This is a genomic window from Streptomyces beihaiensis (assembly GCF_026274175.1).
GTDB classification, from domain to species: Bacteria; Actinomycetota; Actinomycetes; order Streptomycetales; family Streptomycetaceae; genus Streptomyces; species Streptomyces beihaiensis.
Map to the genome: position 1 here is coordinate 28,405 of NZ_JAPHNL010000233.1, position 21,188 is coordinate 49,592.

Annotated in this window: 21 protein-coding genes; 8 read left to right on the plus strand and 13 right to left on the minus strand. The window is 73.1% G+C overall.

Annotated features, from left to right (window positions below):
* The first annotated feature begins 291 nt into the window (after positions 1–291).
* Both OFY01_RS18475 and OFY01_RS18480 read left to right on the plus strand, forming a co-directional pair.
* Entirely contained in the window at positions 292–1,128 is an 837-nt protein-coding gene (locus OFY01_RS18475) for an undecaprenyl-diphosphate phosphatase (protein ID WP_266601297.1), read from the plus strand.
* Positions 1,129–1,249: 121 nt separating this feature from the next.
* Positions 1,250–1,816, plus strand: coding sequence for a TetR family transcriptional regulator (locus OFY01_RS18480; RefSeq protein ID WP_266601298.1), 567 nt, complete (start codon positions 1,250–1,252; stop codon positions 1,814–1,816).
* A gap of 32 nt (positions 1,817–1,848) precedes the next feature.
* Here OFY01_RS18480 and OFY01_RS18485 read toward each other — a convergent pair whose 3' ends face one another.
* The gene (locus tag OFY01_RS18485) at positions 1,849–4,011 is read right to left on the minus strand and encodes an alpha-galactosidase (protein WP_407700376.1); all 2,163 of its coding nucleotides are present in this window, start codon (positions 4,009–4,011) and stop codon (positions 1,849–1,851) included.
* 333 nt (positions 4,012–4,344) lie between these two features.
* Here OFY01_RS18485 and OFY01_RS18490 point away from each other — a divergent pair, with 333 nt between their 5' ends.
* On the plus strand, positions 4,345–4,905 hold the full coding sequence (locus OFY01_RS18490) for a GNAT family N-acetyltransferase (RefSeq protein WP_266601300.1): 561 nt from the start codon (positions 4,345–4,347) through the stop codon (positions 4,903–4,905).
* An 18-nt stretch (positions 4,906–4,923) separates the two neighbouring features.
* Here OFY01_RS18490 and pspAB read toward each other — a convergent pair whose 3' ends face one another.
* From pspAB to OFY01_RS18505, 3 genes are all read right to left on the minus strand, one after another.
* On the minus strand, positions 4,924–5,508 hold the full coding sequence (pspAB, locus tag OFY01_RS18495; RefSeq protein ID WP_266601301.1) for a PspA-associated protein PspAB: 585 nt from the start codon (positions 5,506–5,508) through the stop codon (positions 4,924–4,926).
* Positions 5,509–5,536: 28 nt separating this feature from the next.
* Positions 5,537–6,463, minus strand: a complete 927-nt coding sequence (gene htpX, locus OFY01_RS18500; protein ID WP_266601302.1) for a zinc metalloprotease HtpX — start codon at positions 6,461–6,463, stop codon at positions 5,537–5,539.
* 119 nt (positions 6,464–6,582) lie between these two features.
* Positions 6,583–7,650, minus strand: a complete 1,068-nt coding sequence (locus tag OFY01_RS18505; protein WP_266601303.1) for a methyltransferase — start codon at positions 7,648–7,650, stop codon at positions 6,583–6,585.
* Positions 7,651–8,486: 836 nt separating this feature from the next.
* Here OFY01_RS18505 and OFY01_RS18515 point away from each other — a divergent pair.
* On the plus strand, positions 8,487–9,152 hold the full coding sequence (locus OFY01_RS18515; protein WP_266601304.1) for a CBS domain-containing protein: 666 nt from the start codon (positions 8,487–8,489) through the stop codon (positions 9,150–9,152).
* A 290-nt stretch (positions 9,153–9,442) separates the two neighbouring features.
* Here the strand turns inward: OFY01_RS18515 and OFY01_RS18520 are convergent, their stop codons facing one another.
* From OFY01_RS18520 to OFY01_RS18530, 3 genes are all read right to left on the minus strand, one after another.
* On the minus strand, positions 9,443–10,027 hold the full coding sequence (locus OFY01_RS18520) for an Rv1733c family protein (protein WP_266601305.1): 585 nt from the start codon (positions 10,025–10,027) through the stop codon (positions 9,443–9,445).
* Positions 10,028–10,060: 33 nt separating this feature from the next.
* Positions 10,061–10,861 carry a CBS domain-containing protein gene (locus OFY01_RS18525; protein WP_266601329.1) on the minus strand — a complete coding sequence of 267 codons (801 nt, stop codon included), beginning with the start codon at positions 10,859–10,861 and terminating at the stop codon, positions 10,061–10,063.
* 98 nt (positions 10,862–10,959) lie between these two features.
* On the minus strand, positions 10,960–12,735 hold the full coding sequence (locus OFY01_RS18530) for a GAF domain-containing sensor histidine kinase (protein ID WP_266601306.1): 1,776 nt from the start codon (positions 12,733–12,735) through the stop codon (positions 10,960–10,962).
* Between the two features lie 220 nt (positions 12,736–12,955).
* Here OFY01_RS18530 and ppdK point away from each other — a divergent pair, with 220 nt between their 5' ends.
* Positions 12,956–15,526: a pyruvate, phosphate dikinase gene (ppdK, locus tag OFY01_RS18535; protein ID WP_266601307.1), complete on the plus strand. Its 2,571-nt coding sequence runs from the start codon at positions 12,956–12,958 to the stop codon at positions 15,524–15,526.
* A gap of 154 nt (positions 15,527–15,680) precedes the next feature.
* Here the strand turns inward: ppdK and OFY01_RS18540 are convergent, their stop codons facing one another.
* The 5 genes from OFY01_RS18540 to OFY01_RS18560 all read right to left on the minus strand — a co-directional run bounded on the left by OFY01_RS18540 (position 15,681) and on the right by OFY01_RS18560 (position 19,963).
* Positions 15,681–16,457, minus strand: a complete 777-nt coding sequence (locus OFY01_RS18540; protein ID WP_407700375.1) for a helix-turn-helix domain-containing protein — start codon at positions 16,455–16,457, stop codon at positions 15,681–15,683.
* Positions 16,458–16,478: 21 nt separating this feature from the next.
* Positions 16,479–17,552 carry an alcohol dehydrogenase catalytic domain-containing protein gene (locus OFY01_RS18545; protein ID WP_266601308.1) on the minus strand — a complete coding sequence of 358 codons (1,074 nt, stop codon included), beginning with the start codon at positions 17,550–17,552 and terminating at the stop codon, positions 16,479–16,481.
* A gap of 37 nt (positions 17,553–17,589) precedes the next feature.
* Positions 17,590–18,453 (minus strand): universal stress protein, encoded by an 864-nt coding sequence (locus OFY01_RS18550; protein WP_266601309.1) that lies wholly within the window; start codon positions 18,451–18,453, stop codon positions 17,590–17,592.
* A gap of 114 nt (positions 18,454–18,567) precedes the next feature.
* A complete protein-coding gene (locus tag OFY01_RS18555; RefSeq protein WP_266601310.1) occupies positions 18,568–19,389 on the minus strand; it encodes a CBS domain-containing protein in 822 nt (273 codons plus the stop codon).
* Between the two features lie 169 nt (positions 19,390–19,558).
* Complete coding sequence (locus OFY01_RS18560; RefSeq protein ID WP_266601311.1) at positions 19,559–19,963, minus strand: Hsp20/alpha crystallin family protein; 405 nt, start codon at positions 19,961–19,963, stop codon at positions 19,559–19,561.
* Between the two features lie 170 nt (positions 19,964–20,133).
* On the opposite strand from OFY01_RS18560, the gene OFY01_RS18565 reads away from it, so the two are divergent.
* Positions 20,134–20,385 carry a DUF1918 domain-containing protein gene (locus tag OFY01_RS18565; protein WP_323135531.1) on the plus strand — a complete coding sequence of 84 codons (252 nt, stop codon included), beginning with the start codon at positions 20,134–20,136 and terminating at the stop codon, positions 20,383–20,385.
* Positions 20,382–20,576, plus strand: coding sequence for a hypothetical protein (locus tag OFY01_RS18570; protein ID WP_266601312.1), 195 nt, complete (start codon positions 20,382–20,384; stop codon positions 20,574–20,576). Before OFY01_RS18565 ends, OFY01_RS18570 begins: the two co-directional genes overlap by 4 nt.
* Positions 20,577–20,638: 62 nt before the next feature.
* Here the strand turns inward: OFY01_RS18570 and OFY01_RS18575 are convergent, their stop codons facing one another.
* Positions 20,639–20,794 (minus strand): hypothetical protein, encoded by a 156-nt coding sequence (locus tag OFY01_RS18575; RefSeq protein WP_266601313.1) that lies wholly within the window; start codon positions 20,792–20,794, stop codon positions 20,639–20,641.
* Positions 20,795–20,886: 92 nt separating this feature from the next.
* On the opposite strand from OFY01_RS18575, the gene OFY01_RS18580 reads away from it, so the two are divergent.
* Complete coding sequence (locus OFY01_RS18580; RefSeq protein ID WP_266601314.1) at positions 20,887–21,183, plus strand: anti-sigma factor family protein; 297 nt, start codon at positions 20,887–20,889, stop codon at positions 21,181–21,183.
* Positions 21,184–21,188: the final 5 nt, after the last annotated feature.

The window sequence follows — 21,188 nt, forward strand, 5'->3', positions numbered from 1 at the left end:
CTCGCGCGCGGTGAGCGGGGCGGGGCGGCGGCACGCAGGACGGGGAGTGTCTCGGCCTCCCGCTTGCCGTTGGCCGGCCGGTGGTCGGTCGCGTGCGCATCCATGTTTGGCCGCGTTCTCCTTCATCCTCTAGAGTCGCTCCGTCTTCTACGCGCGCGTAGAAGATGCGTGGCATCCCCGCGTGTGTCACGAGCAGAGTCCGTCCTTGCCGCAGGCGAGGACGGGCCTCGGCCGCGGCCGCCACCGCGCCGCCGACTACCAGTCGACGAGCATCCCGCAAGGACGGATCCTGTGAGCGCGATCAGCATCGGACAAGCCCTCGTACTCGGCGTGGTGGAGGGGGTGACGGAGTTCCTGCCCGTCTCGTCCACCGGCCACCTCAAGATCACCGAGGGGCTGATGAACATCCCGGTGGACGACAAGGGGGTCGTGGCCTTCACGGCGGTCATCCAGGTCGGCGCCATCGCCGCAGTCCTCGTCTACTTCTTCAAGGACATCAAGCGCTTCCTCGCCGCCTGGTTCCGTGGCCTGTTCAACCGAGAGGAGCGCTACCACCACGACTACAAGTTCACCTGGTGGGTCATCTACGCCACGATTCCCATCGTGATCGTCGGCCTGGCCGCCAAGCCGCTGATCGAGGGGCCGCTGGCCTCGCTGTGGGTCGTCGCGGGTTCGCTGATCGTCGGCAGTGGCGTGATGTGGGCCGCCGACCAGATGGGCCGCCACAAGAGGAGCGAGGACGACACGTCCCTGAAGGACGCCATGATCGTCGGCTGCTCGCAGATCCTCGCCCTGCTCTTCCCCGGCTTCTCCCGCTCGGGCGCCACCATGTCCACCGGCCTCATCCTCGACCTCGACCGGGTCGCCGTCACCCGCCTGTCCTTCTTCCTCGGTCTGCCCGCGCTGACCGGCGCGGGTCTGTACGAACTGAAGGACGCCGTCGGCGGCGGCGTGGGCACCGTTCCGCTGGTGGTCGGCACGGCGGTGTCGTTCGTGGTCGCGTACGCGTCGATCGCGTGGCTGCTGAAGTTCGTCGCCAAGCACTCGTTCAACGCCTTCGTCGTCTACCGCGTCGTCGTCGGCGTGGCGCTCTTCGGCCTCCTCGGCGCGGGCGTCCTGAACGCCTGACGTCGTACGGGCCGGTCCGGGCGTCGGTCCCTGAGCACCACGGTCGCGTCCGGACGGCCGCGGTCCGGCCGTAGACTCGGTGCCGGTCGGTGGCGTCCAGGAGAGTCGCGGAGTCGGGGACATGGGTCGATGGGAGCCGAACGCCCGCGGGCGGCTCGAGAAGGCGGCGCTGGAGCTGTACAGCGAGCGCGGCTTCGAGCAGACGACGGTGGCGGAGATCGCCAAGCGGGCCGGGCTGACCGAGCGCACCTTCTACCGGCACTTCGCCGACAAGCGTGAGGTCCTCTTCCCTGACGCGAGCCCGCTGCAGACGTTCTTCGTCGAGGCGCTGAACGACGCGCCGCACGACGCGGCGCCGATCGACACGGTCGGCCTGGCGCTCGACCGGATCGGCGAGCTGTTCCAGGGACGCCGTGAACTGGCCCGGCAGCGGCAGGGGATCGTCTCCGCCAACCCGGAGCTGCGCGAACGCGAGGTGACCAAGATGGCCGACCTGTCCGACGCGGCAGCGCGGACGCTGCGCGGGCGCGGCGTCGGCGACCTCGCCGCGAGCCTCGCCGCCGAGATCGCCGTCGCCGTCCTCAAGGTCGCCTTCGAGCGCTGGCTCGACGACCCCGGCGACCGGGACTTCGGCCACTTCGCGCGGGAGTCGCTCGACGAGGTGCGGGCGCTGGCGGCGGGCGCCTGAGACGTCCCGCCCACCGCCCCGCGTACCCCGGCTCAGGCGGCCCGGACCCGTACCAGCAGCAGCTGCTCGGGGTGGAGCGCCGGTGCCCGTACCCCCGCCCGAGCCAGCACGCGCCCGCTGAGCACCACCGGCCGCACGGTCCAGGCAGGAGGCTCCGCCTGGCGCAGCGCGGGGGTGTCTCCCGGCGGCTGGACGGCGACCCGGTAGTCGCGGTCGGGGTCCAGCCCGGGAAACCGTACCGTCCCCGGCCCCGACGTCACCGGCGTGTCCAGCTGCACCAGCGCGAACAGCGCGTCCGTACGGTCATCGGCCACCACTCCGTGGACGGCGAGCGCCGGATCGAAGGAGTCCGCGCGCACCGTCTCACCACGGTGCAGCAGGCCCCGCACTTCCTTGTACAGGGCCACCCAGCGGGCGAGTTCGGCCCGCTCGGCCGGCGTCGCCGAGGTCAGGTCCCACTCGATGCCGAACGACGCGAACAGCGCCGTGCCGGCCCGGAACGACAGGTCGTGCGTGCGGTGCGTGGTGTGCGCGCGCGGCGCCCCCACATGCGAACCGATCAGTTCGGGCGGCAGCAGCTGCGCCGTCCAGCGCTGGATCCGCTGGCGCTCCAGCGGGTCGATGCAGTCACTGGCCCAGATCCGGTCGGTGCGTTCGAGGACACCCAGGTCGACGCGGAGGCCCCCGGACGAGCAGGACTCGATCTCCACGCCGGGATGCCTGGCGCGCAGCGCGTCGAGGAGGCGGTACACGGCACACGTCTGCGCGTGCACCCCCGGCGTGCCCGCCGGGCCGTGGCCCGCGTCCTGAAGGTCCCGGTTGTGGTCCCACTTCAGGTACGCGATCGGGTACGTGGCCAGCAGCGAGTCGAGCCGCTCCAGGACGTACGCGTACGCCTCGGGCACCGCCAGATCGAGGACCTGCTGGTGGCGCGAGGGCAGCGGCAGCCGGCCGCCGGTCGCCAGCAGCCAGTCGGGGTGGGCGCGGGCCAGATCCGAGTCCGGGTTGACCATCTCCGGCTCGACCCACAGGCCGAAGTCCATGCCGAGGCCGTGCACGGCGGAGATCAGCGGGCCCAGGCCCTCGGGCCACACCTCCTCGTCGACGTACCAGTCGCCGAGCCCGGCGGCGTCGCCCCTGCGCCCGCGGAACCAGCCGTCGTCCAGGACGAACCGTTCCGCGCCCGCCTCGGCGCCCAGCCGGGCGAGTTCGGTCAGACGCCCCAGGTCCTGGTCGAAGTACACGGCCTCCCACGTGTTCAGGACCACCGGCCGCGGCGGCCGTCCGGCGCTCCGCCGCGCCCGCAGGTGGGAGTGGAAGCGCCCGGCGACGGCGTCCAGCCCGGTGGCGGAGTACGCGGCGTACACCCACGGCGTCGTGTAGCTCTCGCCGGGCGCGAGCCGCACCTCGCCGGGGAGCAGCAGTTCGCCCCCGCCGAGCACGGCGGCGCCGCCCGCCGTGCGCTCCGCGTAGGTCTGATGGTTGCCGCTCCACGCCACGTGCACGGCCCAGACCTCGCCGCAGCGGAACCCGAACCCGGGTGTCCCCGCGGCGAGGATCAGCGGAGCGTCGGGCCCGGTGCGGCCGCGCCGGTTCTCGCGGGCGTGCGTGCCGACGACGAACGGCAGCCGCTGCGGGGCCCGTTCGCGCGCCCACCGCCCGGCCAGGTCGAACAGCTCGGTGGCGACCGGCGGCACCGGCAGGGTGAGCACCAGCGAGTCGAGTGTGAACGGGCCGTCCGTGCCCGGCGCCGCGGTCACTTCCGCGCGCTGGCGCACCAGTCCCTCGGCTGTGAGCTCCAGTTCGACGCGGAGCGTGAGCCCGGCCGTGGGGTCGGTGCCGGTCGCCACGGCCAGGCCGCCCTGTCCGGCGCCCCGGTCGGTCACGTCGAGGCCGGTCAGCAGGAACAGGGGCGACCAGCCGGTGCCGTCGCGGTGTCCGGACAGGCCGGGGCGGCCGTTCCAGCCGGTGGCGTGCTCCCGGGCGAGTGAGACGGGCACGGTCTCGTCGTACTCGTTGGGCAGCGGGCTCGGCGCGGTGGCGCGGCACAGCTCCCGAAGCCCGGCCGCGTCGACATCGCCGAGGTCGCCGCCCCAGTACAGCACCGAGGGCAGCGCGCCATCGTCCGCCGTGAGCACGAGGCTCACTCCGGCGGCGCGCAGATGCGTGGGGGGCGTGGGTTCCGTTTCCAGCAGGGCCAAGGGGTACTCCTCGGGGCGGATGGCGTCGGAGACGACACGGGGGAGAGCGCTTTCTCGGCTCGCGGGGCGAGTCTCGACGCGGCACCCCGGCCCCGTCAACGGGATCCCGGTGTTCCCGACGTTCCCGGGGCCCTCCGCCGCGGCCACCGGGTGCCGTGCGGCTCGCCGGTGGACCCGCTCCTGCTCGGCGGGCGACAGCCCCCTTCCACCTCAACCTCAACCTCAACCTCAGTCTCAACCTCGACCTCACGCCGACACCGGTCACCGCCCTCGACCCGCCGAGGAGCGCGAGCGATCCCCAGGCGGGCGTGCGGTAGGTTGCCCGCCATGCCCGAACTCGGACCCGTCGCCTGGCCACCCGCCCCGATCAACAGCGAACGGCTCGTGCTGCGCGAGCCGGAGGCTCGCGACCGCGCGGCGTTCATCGAGCTGTACGCCTCACCGCAGGTGCACACCTACCTCGGCGGCCCCCGGCCTTGCGACGAACTCGAGCGCCGGATGCCCGAGAAGCCCGAACGGCGGCCCGGCCTGTTCGTGATCGAACTCGACGGAGCGATGATCGGCATGGTCGAGCTCAAGCGGTACGAGGCGGATGCCTCGGCCGGGGTCCGCCCGGACGCCGGAGAGTCGGAGCTCGGCTGTCTGCTGCTGCCACGGGCATGGGGCCACGGGTACGGCGTCGAGGCGTGCGCGGCGGCGCTCGACTGGCTCGCGGGCGTGCGGCCCGGCGAGCCCGTGGTACTGCGCACCCAGACGGCCAACGAGCGCTCGATGCGGCTCGCCGAGCGGCTCGGCTTCACGGAAGAGGGGCGCTACGAGGCGTACGGCGCCCAGCAGTGGCTCGGCGTGCGGTCGGCCCACGTGCCGTCCTCCGCGCCGTCGTCCTGAGGCCAGGACCGGGCGCGCTCAGCCGGGCAGGCCGGGCGCGCCCCACAACGCGAACCACCGGCCGAGATCCTGCTCGATCCGCAGATCGTCCTTGACGATGGCCTTGACCTGGAGCTCCAGGGCGTTGTCCCGCTTCTGTCCGGGTTGCGGCGCGAACGGGTAGAACGTGCCCCGCTTGTACAGGTACACCAGTGCGAGCGGGCGGTGCTCGGGGTCCTCGAACGTCACCAGGGAGCACAGCAGATGCGGGCCGAAGCCGCTGTCCTGCAGCGACGAGTTCACCGCGTGCAGGTCGTTGACGAGCGCGGGCAGGTCGTCGCTCGGGCGCCGCGACAGCAGCCACCCGTACCCGAAGCTGTCGCGGCTGAACTCCACCGGGACGCCCTCGCGCCCGGAGTCCGCGTCGAGCAGGGCGCGCACCTCCTGCTGCACCTGAGCGAACGCCCCGCCCTCGATCGAGGAGAAGCACACCGAACCGGCGCCCGTCGGGGTGAAGCCCATCGCGGCCTGGAGGGTGATGGCCGCGGAGGGCAGCCCGAAGAGCTGGTCCAGATCGGGCTTGACCGGCTTGGTTCGGCCCAGCAGGACATCGAGAAGCCCCATCGCGTTCAGCCCTTTCGGTCGCCTGACGTCATGCGGTGGTGTCCGGCTCGCCGCCCGCCACCTCGCCCAACTGGGCGGAGATCTTGCCGAGTTCCTCGATCCGCCGCTCCAGGCTCGGGTGGGTGGAGAGCAGACCCTGGAGCGCGTCGCCGGCCTTGAGGGCCGGAGCGAAGAAGAACGCGTTGAACGCCTGCGCCGTCCGCAGGTCCTTGGTGGGGATCCGCGCCATGTCACCACTGACCTTGGTCAGCGCCGACGCCAGCACCGACGGCTTGCCCGTCAGCATGGCCGCCGCACGGTCCGCGGCCAGCTCGCGATAGCGCGACAGGGCGCGGATCAGCAGCAGACTGATCGCGTACACCGCCGCGGAGACCAGCATGACGACACCGATCACGGCGGCCGTGTTCTGGTCCCTGTTCCGCCCGCCGAACAGCTGCGAGTAGAAGGCGAAGCGGACCATGAGCCCCGCGATCACACCAAGGAACGACGCGATGGTGATCACCGCGACGTCCCGGTGCGCCACATGCGACAGCTCGTGCGCGAGCACGCCCTCCAGCTCGTCGGTCTCCAGGCGACGCAGCAAACCCGTCGTGACACAGACGACGGCATGGTCGGCGTTGCGGCCCGTCGCGAACGCGTTGGGCAGATCCATGTGGGAGACCGCCACACGCGGCTTGGGCATGTCGGCCGTGGCGCACAACCGGTCGATCACACCATGCAGTTCGGGCTCCTCCTCGGCTGTGACGATCTGACCGCGCATCGCGTACAGGGCGATCCGGTCGGAGTACCAGAACTGGGCGATGAGCAGGGCCCCGGCGATGACGACGACCAGGGCCACCGATTTCAGCAGCGCGATCAGGGCGGCGACGAACGCCACGTACACCAGACCGAGCAGAAACATCGTGACCACCATACGGGCGGTCAGCTGCCGGTCCGGTTCGAAACGGCTGCGCATCCTCTTCACCCCGCGTTCTGGCGTACGTCGAACGGTGCGTCGAACAGAGCCTTCGACACTGCCATGGTATTGCCGCGCTGTCTTGTGCGTCGACGGCCGTCCGGCCCCCGGTGCGGGCGTCAGGCGGCCCGGCAGTCGAGCACCACCAGACCCGACGGTGTGGTGCGGACATCGGTGGCCGTCAGACCCGCCGCCGTGGCCAGGGCGCGGTAGGACTCGATCGTGCGTTCCCGGCCGCCGGAGATGACGAGCATGCGCAGGTTCATCTCCGCGAACATCGCCGGATCGTCGCCCGCGGTGCCGTGGGACTCCACGACCAGCACACGGCCCGCCGGGCCCGCCGCCTCGGCGCAGCGCCGCAGGATCGCCGTGGCGCGCTCGTCGTCCCAGTCGTGCAGCACCGCGCTGAGCACGTACACGTCGCCGTCGGCGGGCAGCGGGTCGAAGAAGCTCTGCCCGGCGAACGCACACCGCTCCTCAAGGCCCCGCGCGGCCAGGAACCGGCGCCCTCGCGCCACCGTGTCCGGCAGGTCGACCAGGGTGCCGCGGACGCCGGGGCGGCCTCGCAGCACTTCGGCCAGGAGGGCGCCGGTGCCGCCGCCCACGTCGACGACGTGCCGGACGCCGGACCAGTCGCACGCCTCGGCGGCGGCCGAACGCCGCGACGCCGCCATCGCGGCGTCGAACGACTCCGCCAGAGCGGGCTCCGCTGCGAGGTGCTCCCAGAACGGCGCGCCGAACGCCGCCTCCCAGGCGGGTCGCCCGGTACGGACCGTGTGCAGCAGTTCGGTGAAGACCAGGTCCATCCGGCCGCCGAACTCGTCCAGCGTGACCATCCGGCGCAGGCCGGAGGGATGGTCGCTGCGCAGGATGTCGGAGACCGCCGTGACCGTGAACCGGCCGGGTGACGGCTCGGCGAACACACCGTGTCCGACCAGGTAGCGCAGCATCCGGCCGAGCGCGTCCGCGTCGCTGTCCGACCGCCGGGCCAGCTCCTCGACCTGCTCGACGCCCTCCGCCATCAGATCGGCGAGCCGCAGCGTGGCGGCCACGCGGACCGCCATCGGCGTCACCAGGTCCGTGAACGGCACCAGCGTCCGCCAGGCCGAGGCGCCGTCCCCGTCCGTGTCGCCCGCCGAGTCGGCCGCATCCGTCGTGTCCGCACTGTTCACCTTGTCCGCCGTCATACCGTCACCGTAGTGGCGCGGGCGCCGGGTCGGTCGTCCGTCGCGGCGATCGCCGGGCCGTCGACACCCGTTTCGCCGTCCGCCGCGCCCGCCCGGCGGTCACCTCCCGACCCGGCCCGTCGGCCCCGCTCGTCCGCGTCGCACGAAGTTCCGTTCGAGACAGCGACCGGGCAGCCCGTCGGGAACGTACGACACGCGGAGGCACCCGACATCGGGGGGCCGCGGCCGAAGAACCGAACCGAGCGCGACAGGAGGCGCCCGGTGGGCGTGGCGTCGACGCACGGTGCGACAGCCCACATCGGCGCACCGGCCGTCGAACCAAGCGGTGTCCGCCGCCGCTACGGCCGCGGCGCGAGCGCCGTGCACGCGGCGCGCGGAGTCGATCTGGCCCTGCCCAGCGGCACGTTCACCGCCGCTTGGACGCTCACCGGCGTGCTGAGCCGCCGCCACCTGGATCTTCGTGCCGTGACGGAGCACGATCTCCCCCAGCCGGGCGGTGTACTCGGTGCTCACCACCGGGCCCCGGCCGTCACTCCTCGCGCGGTCTCCTGGTTCGGGGCCGATCGGCCCTGGTGCGCGGGCGGCCCCTGTGCTGGTCTGGAGGTGACGGGAAGGGCCCGTGGAAGACGCGGGGAAGCGACCGAGTGTCGCGCACCACGCAATCCGGATCCGCGAGAAGCGGGTAGAGCCCTTCCCGCCCCCATGCCTCGAACCTGCGAGGCGACGGGGCCCAAGGGCCCTGGCCCGGACCCGCGTGGCCCGTGGCTCGCGACGGCGTGCAGCGGCCACGCTGGGGACAGGGGCGGGCACGATGTTCCTAGTTCCGAGGAGGGGCCATGGAGAACAGCCCGTACCGCGAGAGCCGCCCGTACCAGGTGGCCGACGTGATGACACGCCCCGCCGTGGCCGTCGGCCGCGAGGACCTGTTCAAGGACGTCGTCGAGCGGCTGATGCAGGGCAAGGTCAGCGCGCTCCCCGTCCTCGAAGGTGACGGCCGTGTCATCGGCGTGGTGTCCGAGGCGGACCTGCTGCCCAAGGAGGAGTTCCGGGACAGCGATCCCGACCGTCTCACCCAGCTGCGCCGCGCGCACGACCTGGCCAAGGCAGGGGCGGCGACCGCGGGCGAGCTGATGAGCACGCCCGCCGTGACCGTCCACGCCGACGCCACCCTGAGCGAGGCCGCGCGCATCATGGCGCGGAGGCACGTCAAGCGGCTTCCCGTGGTGGGACCGACCGGACGGCTCGAAGGCATGGTCAGCCGTGGGGACCTGCTGAAGGTGTTCCTGCGCCCGGACAACGACCTGGCGGACGAGATCCGGCGCGACATCGTCGACCCGCTCTTCCCGGCGCCGATCGAACCCGTGCACGTCGTGGTCGCCAAGGGCGTCGCCACGCTGACGGGGCGGGTGACGGACCCCGAGCGGATCGAACTCGCCGCGCGCCTGGCACGCGGGGTCGAGGGCGTCGTGGACGTGGACTGCCGACTGACCGCGGAGGTCTGAGCCCGCGGAGGTCTGAGCCCGCAGAGGTCTGAGGCGGTACCCCGGGGCGCGGTGCGGCGGTGCGAGGAGGCCCGGGCGGTTGAGGGGGCCCGCGCGGTTCACGGCGAGCGACGAGGTGTTCACGCGATGAGGCGTTCACGACGAGGACGAGGGACAAGGCGGGGAGACCGGGAGCGACAGGCGGAAGGGGCACCGCGCCCAGAAGGGTCACCGCGCCCCAGGGTCATCGCGGCCCCAGGGTCACCGCGCCTCGCGTTCGGTGCGGCGCCGGTGCGCGCTCACGTGTGCGCTCACGCCGTCCACCGCGGCCCGACCAGCTTCCACTCCGCGTCCCACTCGTCCAAGCGGCGCCGCATCAGTCCGGCGCGGACCACCCAGCCCACCGCCCAGACCGAGGCACCGGCCAGCGGTGCGACGAGCGTGCCCGTCATGACCGCCTGCACCGCCGAGGCCGAACCGCTGACGGGCGCCGACACCACATGGCCCGCACGGTCGGTCCACACCGTCACGTGGCTGCCCGACCGGGTGCCGGGAGAGACCCTCGCCCGGTCGGTGCGCGGGGTGCCGTTCGGATCGGTCCAGCGCACCGGCGCCCACACCTTTCCGCCCAGTTCGGGGTCGCGGGCGAGCGGAGACGTGGTCGCGTCGCCGGTTAGCACGGCGGAGACGGAGTGGGCCCGCGCGTTCGCCGTCGCGTAGCCCGAAACCGTGGCCCGTGCCGCCACCACGCCCGCGACCACCCCGAAGACGACGGCGAGCAGCCAGACGGAGAGCACGATCCATGCCTCGACGACATCGCTGTGCCGCCGCAGGGCGTTGTGCCGCCAGCGCCACAGCAGTGGCTGTTCGACCGTGGAAGGAGTTGCCCACGTCATCGCCGTCTCCTCTCGGTTCCCGTGACGCCCGGTTCAGGGCGTACGGCTGCGGTGACCGTCCGCGGCATCAGGGTTCAGGTCGGGAAGGTGCGGGGGTCCGGCCAGACGGCACCGCACGTCCACCACCCCGGCCACGGCCCTGGCGAGCCGCACCGCGACCGGCACCAGTGCCGTCTCGTCGACCCGGCCGGCCAGCGTGACCACACCGTCGCGCGCCTCCACGCGCAGGGCGGCGGCGCGCGGGCCGAAGAGCGGCTCCGCGACCTCACGCATCACCTCGTCGGCGATCTCCGAGTCGTCCCGCAGATAGACCTTCAGCAGGTCGGCGCGGCTGACGATGCCCCGCAGCGTGCCGTCGTCGCCGACGACCGGCAGCCGCTTGACGCGGGCGCGTGCCATGAGGCGTGCGGCGTGCGCGAGCGTGGCGTAGGGCGCCACGGTGACCGGCGGGGCGGACATCAGCTCGGCCGCCGTGGCCGCCGCCCCGGCCGTCCACGAGGCTCGTGTGCCGTGGCGCACGCGGTCACGCCCCGGTGCGGGCGCCTCCAGGTCGTCGTACACGGTGTGCGGGCCGTACTCGTCTGACGAGTCGGAACCACGGGACACGTCGTGCGGCCCGGCGGTCTCGTCCCCGGCGTCCTGCTGGGCCTGTGGCGCCAGCAGATCGGCCTCGGAGACGACTCCGACGACCCGCCCGGCGTCGTCGAGCACCGGCAGTGCGCTGACGTGCCACTCGCGCATGGCCTTGACGATCGCCTTGAAGGACGCGGCGCCGCGCAGGGCCACGACCTTGCGGGTCATCACGTCGCTCACACGGGGCGGGGTGGCGTACATGGCGTCCTCCCGGGGCTGGGTGCCGTCCGTGGACACCTTCAGGCTCCGGCGCCCACGCCGCCCGCGGCAGAGGCCTATCGGTCCCGGTCACCCGGCCCCTAGGCCCTGTCTTCGGGACCGGGCCCGCCCGGCGACCGGGTGCCCGCCCGCGCGGACCGCCCGCCGGGCAGCGGCACACGCCAGTCCAGGGCGGAGCCGCCGTCCTCGGGCCTGGTCACCCGCAGTCTTCCGCCCAGTTTCTCGGCCCGCTCGGCCATGTTGGACAGCCCGCTGCGCCGGCCTTCGGCCGGAATGCCCACCCCGTTGTCCGCCACCGTCAGCCAAAGCTCGTGGCCGTCCGTCGTCACGGCGACCTGCGCCCGGTCCGCGTGGGCGTGCCGGGCCATGTTGGTGAGCGCCTCGGAGAGCACCGCCACCAGGTCGTCGGCGATCTCCTGCGGAACCTCGGTGTCCAGGAGCCCTTCCATCCGCAGGCTCGGCGCGAAGCCGAGGACCGGGGCGGACTCGCTGACCGCGCGGACGACCCTGGCCCGCAGTCCGGTCTCGGCCCCGTCCTGGTGGGCGCGGAGGCCGAAGATGGTCGACCGGATGATCTTGATGGTCTCGTCGAGGTCGTCCACCGCCCGCAGCACCCGCTCGTTGGCCACCGGATGGACGATGAACCGGCCCGCGCTCTGCAGGGTCATCCCGATCGCGAACAACCGCTGGATGGCCAGGTCGTGCAGGTCACGGGCGATGCGGTCGTGGTCCTCCAGGAGCTCGACCTGCTGCGCGGACCGCCGCCGCTCGGCCAGCTCCATCACGATCGCCGCCTGGGCGGCGAACGTCTGGAGCATCTCCGTCTCCTGCTGCAGAAAGACCGGCCGACCCGCCCCGCGGGCCACCAGGACCACACCGCGCAGGGCGTCGGGACCCGTGCCGATCGGGACGGCCACGGCCGGGCCGAGGCCCTCGAAGCGCGGCGGCTCGGGCGAGATCCGCTCGTCGTGCCGGGCGTCGTCGGTGGTGGCGGGGGCGGCCGTGCGCAGGGCCAGACCCATGAGCGTGCCCTCGATCGGCAGGACGAGACCGCGGTGCGCCCCGGCCTGGGACCCCACCGCGATCTCCACGTAGAACGACGGCGCGTCCGGCATCGGGGTCGCCACGGCGGCCAGATCGGAACCGGTGATCGCGCGGGCGCGCTCCGCGATCAGGACGAGGGTCTCCGTGCCCTCGCTGCCGGACATCAGGCTGTGGCTGATCTCGGCGTTCGCCAGCAGCCAGCGCTCGCGCAGCCGCGTCTCCTCGTACAGGCGGGCGTTGTCGATGGCCACGCCGGCGGCCACGGCCAGCGTGGACAGCAGCGACTGGTCCTCCGCGTCGAATTCGGCGCCGCCGCGCTTCTCGGTCAGATACAGGTTCCCGAAGACCTGGCCGCGGACCCGGATCGGGACCCCCAGGAAGCTGTTCATCGGCGGATGGCCCGGCGGGAACCCGTACGACGCAGGATGCTCGGACAGCTTCGTCAGGCGCAGCGGGCGCGGGTGGCGGATCAGCTCGCCGAGGATGCCGCGGCCCTCGGGAAGGTGACCGATCGCGGTGATCTGCTCCTCGCTCGCGCCCACGGTGTGGAAGGCGGACAGGGTCCTGCCGTCCGGGCCGATGACGCCCAGCGCCGCGTACTCGGCGTCCACGAGGTCGGCGGCGGCTTGGGCGACGGAGCGCAGCACCTGGTCGAGCTCCAGCTCCCGGCCGACCGAAAGCACCGCGTCGAGCAGGCCGTTCACCCGGTCGCGGGTACTGCGGGCCGCGTCGATACGCGCCTGCAGCTCCTCGAACAACTCGTCCAGCTTCAGCTGCGGCAGCCGTATCCGTGGCTCTTCCGGGTCTGACACCGCGTACCTCCAGACCTGTGGGACGCATCGACCGCATCGACCCGCGCCAGCGATCCCACCCGTCCACGGTAGCCCCGAGCGACCAGCGGCGCCGTGCACGCCGGGCTCCGGAGCCGGGGCCGGTCGGCCCCGCCGCCGGGGACCGGGAGACCTCGCGCCGCGGTCGCGCCCGGTCGACGCTGGAAGCACACAGGAGACTGCGCGGCCGAGGAGCGGCGAGATGGTCCGTCACGTGTACGACTTCCAGGACGGCGACCGTACGATGGCCGCTCTGCTCGGCGGCAAAGGCGCCAACCTGGCCGAGATGACCCGCCTGGGACTGCCGGTGCCGCCCGGCTTCACCGTCACCACCGACGCCTGTCGCGCCTTCCTCGCCGACGGCGAGGAACCGGAGGGCCTGTCGGCGGAGATCTCCCGGCACCTGTCGGTCCTGGAGAGCGCCGGTGGCCGCAGGCTGGGACAGCCGGACGACCCACTCCTCGTGTCCGTCCGCTCCGGCGCCCGCTTCTCCATGCCCGGAATGATGGACACCGTCCTGGACATCGGCCTCAACGACGCCTCCGTGCACGGCCTCGCCAAGGTCTCCGGCGACGCACGGTTCGCCTGGGACTCCTACCGGCGCCTCGTCCAGATGTACGGCAGCACGGTCATGGGAGTCGACCAGGCGTTCTTCGACGAGGCCCTGACCCTGTTCAAAGAGGCCCGCGGCGCCCCCGACGACGTGCACCTGGACGCCTCCGACCTGGCCTGGCTCGTGGACACGTACAAGACGGTGATCCGCAACGAGACCGGGTACGACTTCCCGCAGTCCCCGGCCGAGCAGCTGCGCCACGCCGTCCTCGCCGTCTTCCGCTCCTGGAACGCCGAACGGGCCCGCCTGTACCGGCGCCGCGAGCACATCCCGGACGACCTGGGCACCGCCGTCACCGTGCAGCGCATGGTCTTCGGGAACCTCGGCCCCGACTCCGGCAGCGGCGTCGCCTTCACCCGTGACCCGGCCACCGGACGCCCCGGCCTGTACGGCGACTACCTGCCCGACGCGCAGGGCGAGGACGTCGTCGCCGGGATCCGCGACACCGTGCCGCTGGCCGAACTCGCCAGGATCGCCCCGCGCTGCCACACCCAACTGCACGACCACGCCGTCACGTTGGAGCGCCACTACCGCGACCTGTGCGACATCGAGTTCACCGTCGAGCACGGCACGCTGTGGCTGCTGCAGACCCGGATCGGCAAGCGCACCGCCGAGGCCACCTTCGCCATCGCGGCCGAACTGGTCGGCGAGGGGCTGATCACCGCCGCCGAGGGACTGCGCCGTGTCCACGGCGAACAGCTCGGCCGGCTCATGTTCCCGCGTTTCGACACCGAACGGGCGGGTGCCGAGCTCGCCCACGGCCTGCCCGCCTCGCCCGGCGCCGCGTCCGGCGCCGCCGTGTTCGACAGCGCGGAGGCGGTCCGGCGCGCGGACGCGGGCGAAGCGGTGGTGCTCGTGCGCGAGGAGACCAGCCCCGACGACCTGCCCGGCATGGTCGCGGCCCGCGCCGTGCTCACCAGCCGGGGTGGCAGGACCAGCCACGCGGCCGTCGTCGCCCGCGGAATGGGCAGGGTCTGCGTGTGCGGAGCGCAGGACATCACGGTCGACACGGCGAGGCGGCGGCTCACCGCACGCGACGGCACCCTCGTCGAGGAGGGCACCGTCATCTCGGTCGACGGCTCCACCGGCTCCGTGTACGCGGGCGAGGTGCCGCTCGTGGCCTCCGCGACCATGCGCTATCTGGAGTCCGGAGTCCAGTCCGACAGCGTCGTCTCGGCGGTCGCCCGCGCTCTCGAACACGCCGACTCCGTGCGCCGACTTGAGGTGCGGGCCAACGCCGACACCCCGCAGGACGCCGCGCGCGCACGTCGGTTCGGGGCCCAGGGCATCGGCCTGTGCCGTACCGAGCACATGTTCCTCGGCGAACGGCGTCCCCTGGTCGAGCGGATGATCCTCGCCCGCACGGACGCCGACCGCGCGCACGCCCTCGACGCCCTGCTGGCTCCGCAGCGCGACGACTTCACCGCCGTCCTGGAGGCGATGGACGGACTGCCGGTCACCATCCGGCTGCTCGACCCGCCGCTCCACGAGTTCCTGCCCGACCGCACGCACGAGGTCAACCCGATGCTGGGCCTGCGCGGAGTGCGGCTCGGGCTCGTCGTGCCGGGCCTCGTCGCCATGCAGGTACGCGCGGTCGCCGAGGCCGTCGTCGCCCGCACCCGCGCCGGGGGAGACCCGCGGGCCGAGATCATGGTGCCGCTGGTCAGCACTGTCGAGGAATTGCGGCTCACCCGCGAAGAGGTGGAGCGGGTCCTGGCCGAGGTCACCGAGGAGACCGGCGTCGACATCCACTGCCCCGTCGGCACCATGATCGAGCTGCCCCGGGCCGCCCTCACGGCCGCACGCATCGCGACGGAGGCGGAGTTCTTCTCCTTCGGCACCAACGACCTCACCCAGACCACCTGGGGCTTCTCCCGCGACGACGTCGAGGCCGAGTTCTTCTCCGCCTACCTCGACAAAGGCGTCCTCGCCGCCTCACCGTTCGAGACGCTCGACCGGGAGGGCGTGGGACGCCTGGTCCGTATCGCCGTCGACGAGGGCCGGGCCGCCCGGCCCGGCCTGCGGACCGGGGTCTGCGGCGAACACGGCGGCGACCCCGAATCGATCCGCTTCTTCCACGCGGCGGGTCTGGACTACGTGTCCTGCTCGCCCTACCGGGTCCCCGTGGCCCGCCTGGAGGCGGGCCGCGCCGCGCTGTGACGCCCGTGCCGCGCTGTGCCGCCGCCTGTGATGCCCGTGCCGCGCTGTGCGGGCCGTGCCGCGCTGTGCCGCCGCTGTGATGCCCGTGCCGCCCCGTGACACCCGGTGCCCTGACGCGGCGCGCGCCATGAACTCTGCCGCGACGCGGCGCGCGCTATGAGCTCTGCGAGGGCCGCGTCCGCGCGTCGTCCGGCGGACGCACGTCCCCGGGGCCCTCCGCGACGATCCGGCGCCCGGTGATCTCCCGGGGCGCGATCCGCATCCACACGTCCCGCGCACCGTCCGCCCACGGCGCGCTGAACTCCTGTTCGGCCAGCCGCTGCTGCTCCGCCGGGTCCGTCACGGTCGACGCCCGCCCGCGGACCAGCACACTCCACCCCTGCCCGAACGCGTCGTCGACACGGTCGACCTCGAACGCCACGGGGTGCCCCTGCGCCAGCGACGGGGTGGCGTCCCGCGCGGTGCGGAACACGATGTCGCCGTCGATCACGGTGTAGTTGACGGGCACGGCCACGGGCCCGTCGGCGACGTCCAGCGCAATACGCCCCACCCCGTGCGTACCGAGCAGCGACCTGCACTCGGCGGGCGACAGCTCGGTGAAACGCGGCTCGCGCGCGGCGCGGCCGGTGCCGGGCGGCTCGTCGACGGCACTGCCGGTCAGCGACGTGTACGGAATCTCCAGCGCCTCGGCGAGACGGATCAGGGGGCCGCTGCCCGGCGCGGCGGCCGAGCACTCCTCCAGATACCTCAGATAGCTCGTGGCCATCCCCGCGCGCACCGCCACCTCCCGGCGCGTGAGCCCGAGTTGCAGCCTGCGCGCGGTCAGCCGCCTGCCCAGGTCGCCGGGCGGCCTGCGCGCCGACTGTGCCCGGGGCTCTTGCGTCGCGGCGTCCTGCGCCGTCCTCGTGGGCACGGCCCGCATCTCGGTCATGGCCCTCACGTCCTTTCCGGGTCAGGCGACGGGGACGGTGGTGACGTCCGTGTGGTGTTCCCCGCCCAGCACGATCTTGAGCGCGCCGGTCTCGGCGGCCTGCGAGAAGACGTCGTACGCCTCCTGCACGGCGGTGAGCGGGAAGGTGTGGGTGACCAGTTGCCCGGTGGGCAGCCGGCCGGCCGCGGCCATCCGCAGCAGGGTCGGGGTGGAGAAGGTGTCCACCAGGCCGGTCGTGATCGTCACGTCCTTCGCCCACAGGTCTTCGAGGTGCAGCATCACGGGCCTGCCGTGCACGCCGATGTTGGCCAGGCGGCCGCCGGGGCGGATCATGCGGGTGCACAGCTCGAAGCTGTCCGGCCGGCCCACCGCCTCGATCACCACGTCCGCGCCGAGCCCGCCGGTCAGATCGGCGACCAGCTGGGCGGAGACCTCCGGCGCGTCGCAGACGGCGTCGGCGCCGAGCTTCCGGGCCGCCTCCACGCGGGCCGGTGCCGGGTCGACGGCGATGATCCGCTCGGGCGAGAACAGCCCCGCCGTGGCGACGGCCGCGAGACCGATGGGACCGGCGCCGACTACGGCCACGGTGTCACCGGGGCGCACCCGCCCGTTCAGGACGCCCACCTCGTAGGCGGTCGGGAAGATGTCGGCGAGCAGCACCGCGTCCTCGCTGCGCACGGTGCTCGACAGCGGGTGGAGCGACAGATCGGCGAACGGCACGCGGACGTACTCGGCCTGCGTGCCGTCGCACCGGTGCCCCAGGTTCCAGCCCCCGCCGCCCGCGCACAGGCCGTAGCGGCCCTCGCGGCAGAACCGGCACCGGCCGCACGAGGTGATGCACGAGACGAGCACCCGGTCACCGGGGCGTACGCCGCGCACGTCCGAGCCGGTCTCGACGACCTCGCCGACCGCCTCGTGACCGAGCACCGTGCCCGGCCGCACCTCGGGGACATCGCCCTTGAGGATGTGCAGATCCGTCCCGCAGACGGTGACGACGCCGACCTTCACGATCGCGTCCGTGGGTTCCTTGAGGTCAGGGTCCGGCACGTCCTGCCATGACGCCTGTCCGGGACCGTGGAAGACGAAGCCCTTCATGACGCTCCTCACTCACTCCCTATGGTCGCTCTCCCGGTCACTCGTGCGCGACCACCGCGACCGGTGCCTGTACGTGGTGGATGACGGCGTGCGCGACATGGCCGACGCGGGAGGCGTGGGCGCCGGGCCGGATGTGCCGACCGACGACGGCCAGGCGGGCGCCGCGGCAGTCGTCGACGAGGATCTGTGCCGCGCTGCCGCACCGGCTGGCCTCGACCACCTCGACATCGGGAAACTCCAGGCGCCAGGGGCGCAGCGCCTTGGTCAGGGCCGCGGTCTCCTTGACGGCGGCGAGCCCGTGCCGGTGCGCGTCGCTGCGGAACGGGTCGAGGTCGGACGGTGACCGCCCCCACGCGTGCACGACCCGCAGCGCCGAGCCGCCGCGCGCGGCGGCCTCGAAGGCGAAGTCGAGGAGCGTGTCGTTCTGCGAGTCCAGGTCGAGGCCGAGCACGACGGGACCGGACACGTCGTCGGCGCCGCCCGGTGCCCGAACCAGTACCACGGGCCGCACGGCGTGTCCGATGACGGTGAGGCTCACCGACCCGGCCACGAACCCTTCGACGGTGCCGAAGCCGCGTGAACCGAGCACCATCAGCTGGGCCTCGTCCGCGGCCCGGATCAGCGCCTTGGCCGGGTCGCCGGAGAGTTCGTCGGTGTGCACCTCCAGGCCGGGATGGTGCGCGCGCACCGCGTCGACGGCGTCCTCGGGCAGCTCCTCGGTCCAGCGCTGCCGCGTCTCGCCCGCGAGGAACGGTGCCTGCGCCAGATGCGAGGGCATCGGCTCCCACACGTGTACGAGCCTGAGCGGCAGGCCGCGCGACTGCGCCTCGCGTGCCGCCCACTCGGCGGCGGTACGGCTCTCCGGCGATCCGTCGAGCCCGGCCGTGACGGTCGAGGTCATGATCTCCACCTCCCGAGTGGACGGATCCGCCGTGGACGGATCCGCTTCCAGCCTGGTGACACGGCGCCCGGCGGGGACATGGGCCGCACGTCCCGGCTCGGGCCCGACCGGCCCTCAGCCGCTGGTGAACAGGTTCTTCACCGCGACGACGTCCGCGATCTCCTCGACGGAGGCCACCAGCCGGGTACCCGTCGCGGGCGATACCCGCCCGGCCAGTTCGACGACGCCGTCGTGCACGTTCACCTCGACGGCCTCGCGCTCGGCGGGCGGGCAGATCGCCGAGATCCGGGTGTCGACCTCGTCCCTGATGAGCGAGTCGTCCCTGATCAGCGTCTGCAGCAGCGCGTCACGCCGGACCACACCGACCAGACGGCCTTCGTGGTCGGTGACCGGGACGCGCTTGAGCCGGGACAGCGCGGCCAGCCAGGCCGCCTCGGCGACCGTCGCGCCCGGCGACACCGTGATCGCGGGGCTGGTCATCAGGTCGGCGGCCGTCTCGCCGTGAGACTTGCTGCCCAGGCGCCGCTCCCACGACCTGCCGACACGTCCTGGCCGGTGGCCGGAGGCTTCGTGCGCCACCTTCGCCAGCAGGTCGGACTCCGAGACGACCCCGAGCACGTGGTCGGTCGCGTCGACCACGGGAAGCGCGCCGGCTCGCTCGCGTGCCAGGTGCCGGGCGATCTCCCGGTACGTCATGTCCTCGCGGAGGCTTGCGGCCGGCACGTCCATGACGTCCCGTACCCGCGCAGGCTCGGTGGACGAGCCCGTCACCTCGGGCGGAGCCGGGTGACGGCCCCCGTCCGCGGACGTGTGTGCGTGCGGCTCGCCGAGCGCAGTGTGCCGGGCGGCCGCGGCGGTGACGGCGCCCAGGTAGCGGACCAGCGCCTCCTGCCGTACGCCCTCGCCTCCGGGGCCCCGGCTCTCGTACGTGTTCACGGCAACCTCCCGGTTCCGTCGGGACATCTGCTGTACCAGTCTTTCGCCCTGCCCCACGGGGCCTAGTGCCGAACGGCCCTGGCGGATCGGCGTGACGGCCCCATGGGCCGGGTGCGCGGCGCGGCGGCGGGCCCCCGGAAGGGACCCGCCGCCGCGACCGCTCCGGTCGTCACTCGCCGTGCTTGATCTCGACATGCTTGGCTTCCGTCTTCCCGGCACCGAGGCCGACGCTGACCGTCAGCATGCCGTCGGTGTACTGCGCCGTCACGTCGTTCTCGTCGGCGCCCGGCGGCAGTGACACACTGCGGCTCATCGAGCCGTACCGGATCTCGCTGTGGTTCTTCTCCACGTTGCGTTCGGTCCGCTCCGCCTGGACCGTGAGGATCCCGTCGTTCAGCATGACGTCGATGTCCTCGGGCGCCATGCCCGGGAGCTCGGCGCGCACGACGTAGCGTCCGTCCTCCGTGTAGTCCTCCACGCGGATCGTGGGCAGCGTGAACTTGGTGGGCAGGGTCTCGAACCACTCCGGCATGTCCGGGAACGGGATCCACTGCTTGCGGGCAAGCGTGTTCATGGCCGCACCTCCTCGGTGTTGCGCTCTCCTCCATTGCAGCACTCGCGCCGCTCCGGCACGGCGGCCGAACAGTCCCGACGAGGGGCCAATGGCCCCTGGTACGCGGCGCGGTCCGTGACTTGCATGGAAGTGACGTCCGCACCGCCGCGCGTCGGTGCGGCAAGGAGGCGATGACCATGGTCACGTCGTACGCCCGCGTGGGCGACGAGATCGTCGTACGGGGCACCAGGGCGGGAGTCGTCACCCGCGACGGCGAGGTGGTCGGCCTCCACCACGCCGACGGGAGCCCGCCCTACGACGTCCGGTGGGCCGACGACGGCCGGGTCACGCTGTACTTTCCCGGTCCCGACGCGGAGATCCGCCATCTGACCCGCTGGCCGGAGCGGAAACGGGAACCCGAGGCCGCAGGAGGTGTGACATGACGACGACCGCACCGCAGGAGACGCGTGGCCCGGCGGGCGGCGCGGGTGGAGGCGGCCGGCTGCCGTCGCGCCGGACCGACCGCCGCGCGGCGCGCGCCAGGGCGCTTTTGGCACCGGGCGACCGGCTGCGGCTGCCGGACGGCTCCTGGCGGAACGTGGTGACCATCCGCGTACCCGAACTCTTCGGGTGACCGGGGCGATGGGCGGCGGGGAGCCGTGACGGTCGGCGAGACGACACGATCCGCCGGAGGCGTCAGGTGCCGTCGGCGAGCAGTGTGGTGGTGAAGGCGCGCAGCCGGGCGAGGGTTGGTTCGTTCGGGACGCCTCGGCGGACCAGGGCGCCCTTGATCTCCCGGCGGACGGCGGCTTCGAGGCCGACCGGGTGAGTGCCGAATGCGGGATCACACATGGCGGGTCTGCTACCCGGGAGGAGGAGCGGGAGCCGCGCGTCCGGGGAAATGCCGGTGGCCGGGAAGGCGTTCCACGACGCGGTGGTGAGCCATGGACATGCGGCCGAAGCGGAGACGGCGGGGTGAGCGCGGGCTGAACTGCCTTCGGGTGGCCCGCGTCCTGCGGGCATACCTCGACGGGGAGACGGACGACGCCACCGCGCGCCGCGTGGCGGCCCACCTGGAGGACTGCCGGCGCCGTGGCCTGGAGGCCAGGACCTACCGGGAGATCAAGAACGCCCTGGCCCGCTGCACCGAGCCGGAGCCGGCGACGATCGACCGGCTCCGCGGATTCACCGAGAACCTGCTGAAGGACGGTCACGACGGGACGTGGCCGCCCGCGCGCTGACCTGG

Excerpts from the sequence above, each read along its gene's own strand:
- OFY01_RS18570 (WP_266601312.1), top strand. The coding sequence starts at position 20,382 with ATGACGACGACCGCACCGCAGGAGACGCGTGGCCCGGCGGGCGGCGCG.
- ppdK (WP_266601307.1), top strand. The coding sequence starts at position 12,956 with ATGGTCCGTCACGTGTACGACTTCCAGGACGGCGACCGTACGATGGCC.
- OFY01_RS18515 (WP_266601304.1), top strand. The coding sequence starts at position 8,487 with ATGGAGAACAGCCCGTACCGCGAGAGCCGCCCGTACCAGGTGGCCGAC.
- OFY01_RS18520 (WP_266601305.1), bottom strand. The coding sequence starts at position 10,027 with ATGACGTGGGCAACTCCTTCCACGGTCGAACAGCCACTGCTGTGGCGC.
- OFY01_RS18545 (WP_266601308.1), bottom strand. The coding sequence starts at position 17,552 with ATGAAGGGCTTCGTCTTCCACGGTCCCGGACAGGCGTCATGGCAGGAC.
- OFY01_RS18525 (WP_266601329.1), bottom strand. The coding sequence starts at position 10,861 with ATGTACGCCACCCCGCCCCGTGTGAGCGACGTGATGACCCGCAAGGTC.
- OFY01_RS18540 (WP_407700375.1), bottom strand. The coding sequence starts at position 16,457 with ATGACCGAGATGCGGGCCGTGCCCACGAGGACGGCGCAGGACGCCGCG.
- OFY01_RS18505 (WP_266601303.1), bottom strand. The coding sequence starts at position 7,650 with ATGACGGCGGACAAGGTGAACAGTGCGGACACGACGGATGCGGCCGAC.
- htpX (WP_266601302.1), bottom strand. The coding sequence starts at position 6,463 with ATGCGCAGCCGTTTCGAACCGGACCGGCAGCTGACCGCCCGTATGGTG.
- OFY01_RS18580 (WP_266601314.1), top strand. The coding sequence starts at position 20,887 with ATGGACATGCGGCCGAAGCGGAGACGGCGGGGTGAGCGCGGGCTGAAC.
- OFY01_RS18490 (WP_266601300.1), top strand. The coding sequence starts at position 4,345 with ATGCCCGAACTCGGACCCGTCGCCTGGCCACCCGCCCCGATCAACAGC.
- OFY01_RS18560 (WP_266601311.1), bottom strand. The coding sequence starts at position 19,963 with ATGAACACGCTTGCCCGCAAGCAGTGGATCCCGTTCCCGGACATGCCG.
- OFY01_RS18480 (WP_266601298.1), top strand. The coding sequence starts at position 1,250 with ATGGGTCGATGGGAGCCGAACGCCCGCGGGCGGCTCGAGAAGGCGGCG.
- pspAB (WP_266601301.1), bottom strand. The coding sequence starts at position 5,508 with ATGGGGCTTCTCGATGTCCTGCTGGGCCGAACCAAGCCGGTCAAGCCC.
- OFY01_RS18575 (WP_266601313.1), bottom strand. The coding sequence starts at position 20,794 with ATGTGTGATCCCGCATTCGGCACTCACCCGGTCGGCCTCGAAGCCGCC.
- OFY01_RS18565 (WP_323135531.1), top strand. The coding sequence starts at position 20,134 with ATGACCATGGTCACGTCGTACGCCCGCGTGGGCGACGAGATCGTCGTA.
- OFY01_RS18550 (WP_266601309.1), bottom strand. The coding sequence starts at position 18,453 with ATGACCTCGACCGTCACGGCCGGGCTCGACGGATCGCCGGAGAGCCGT.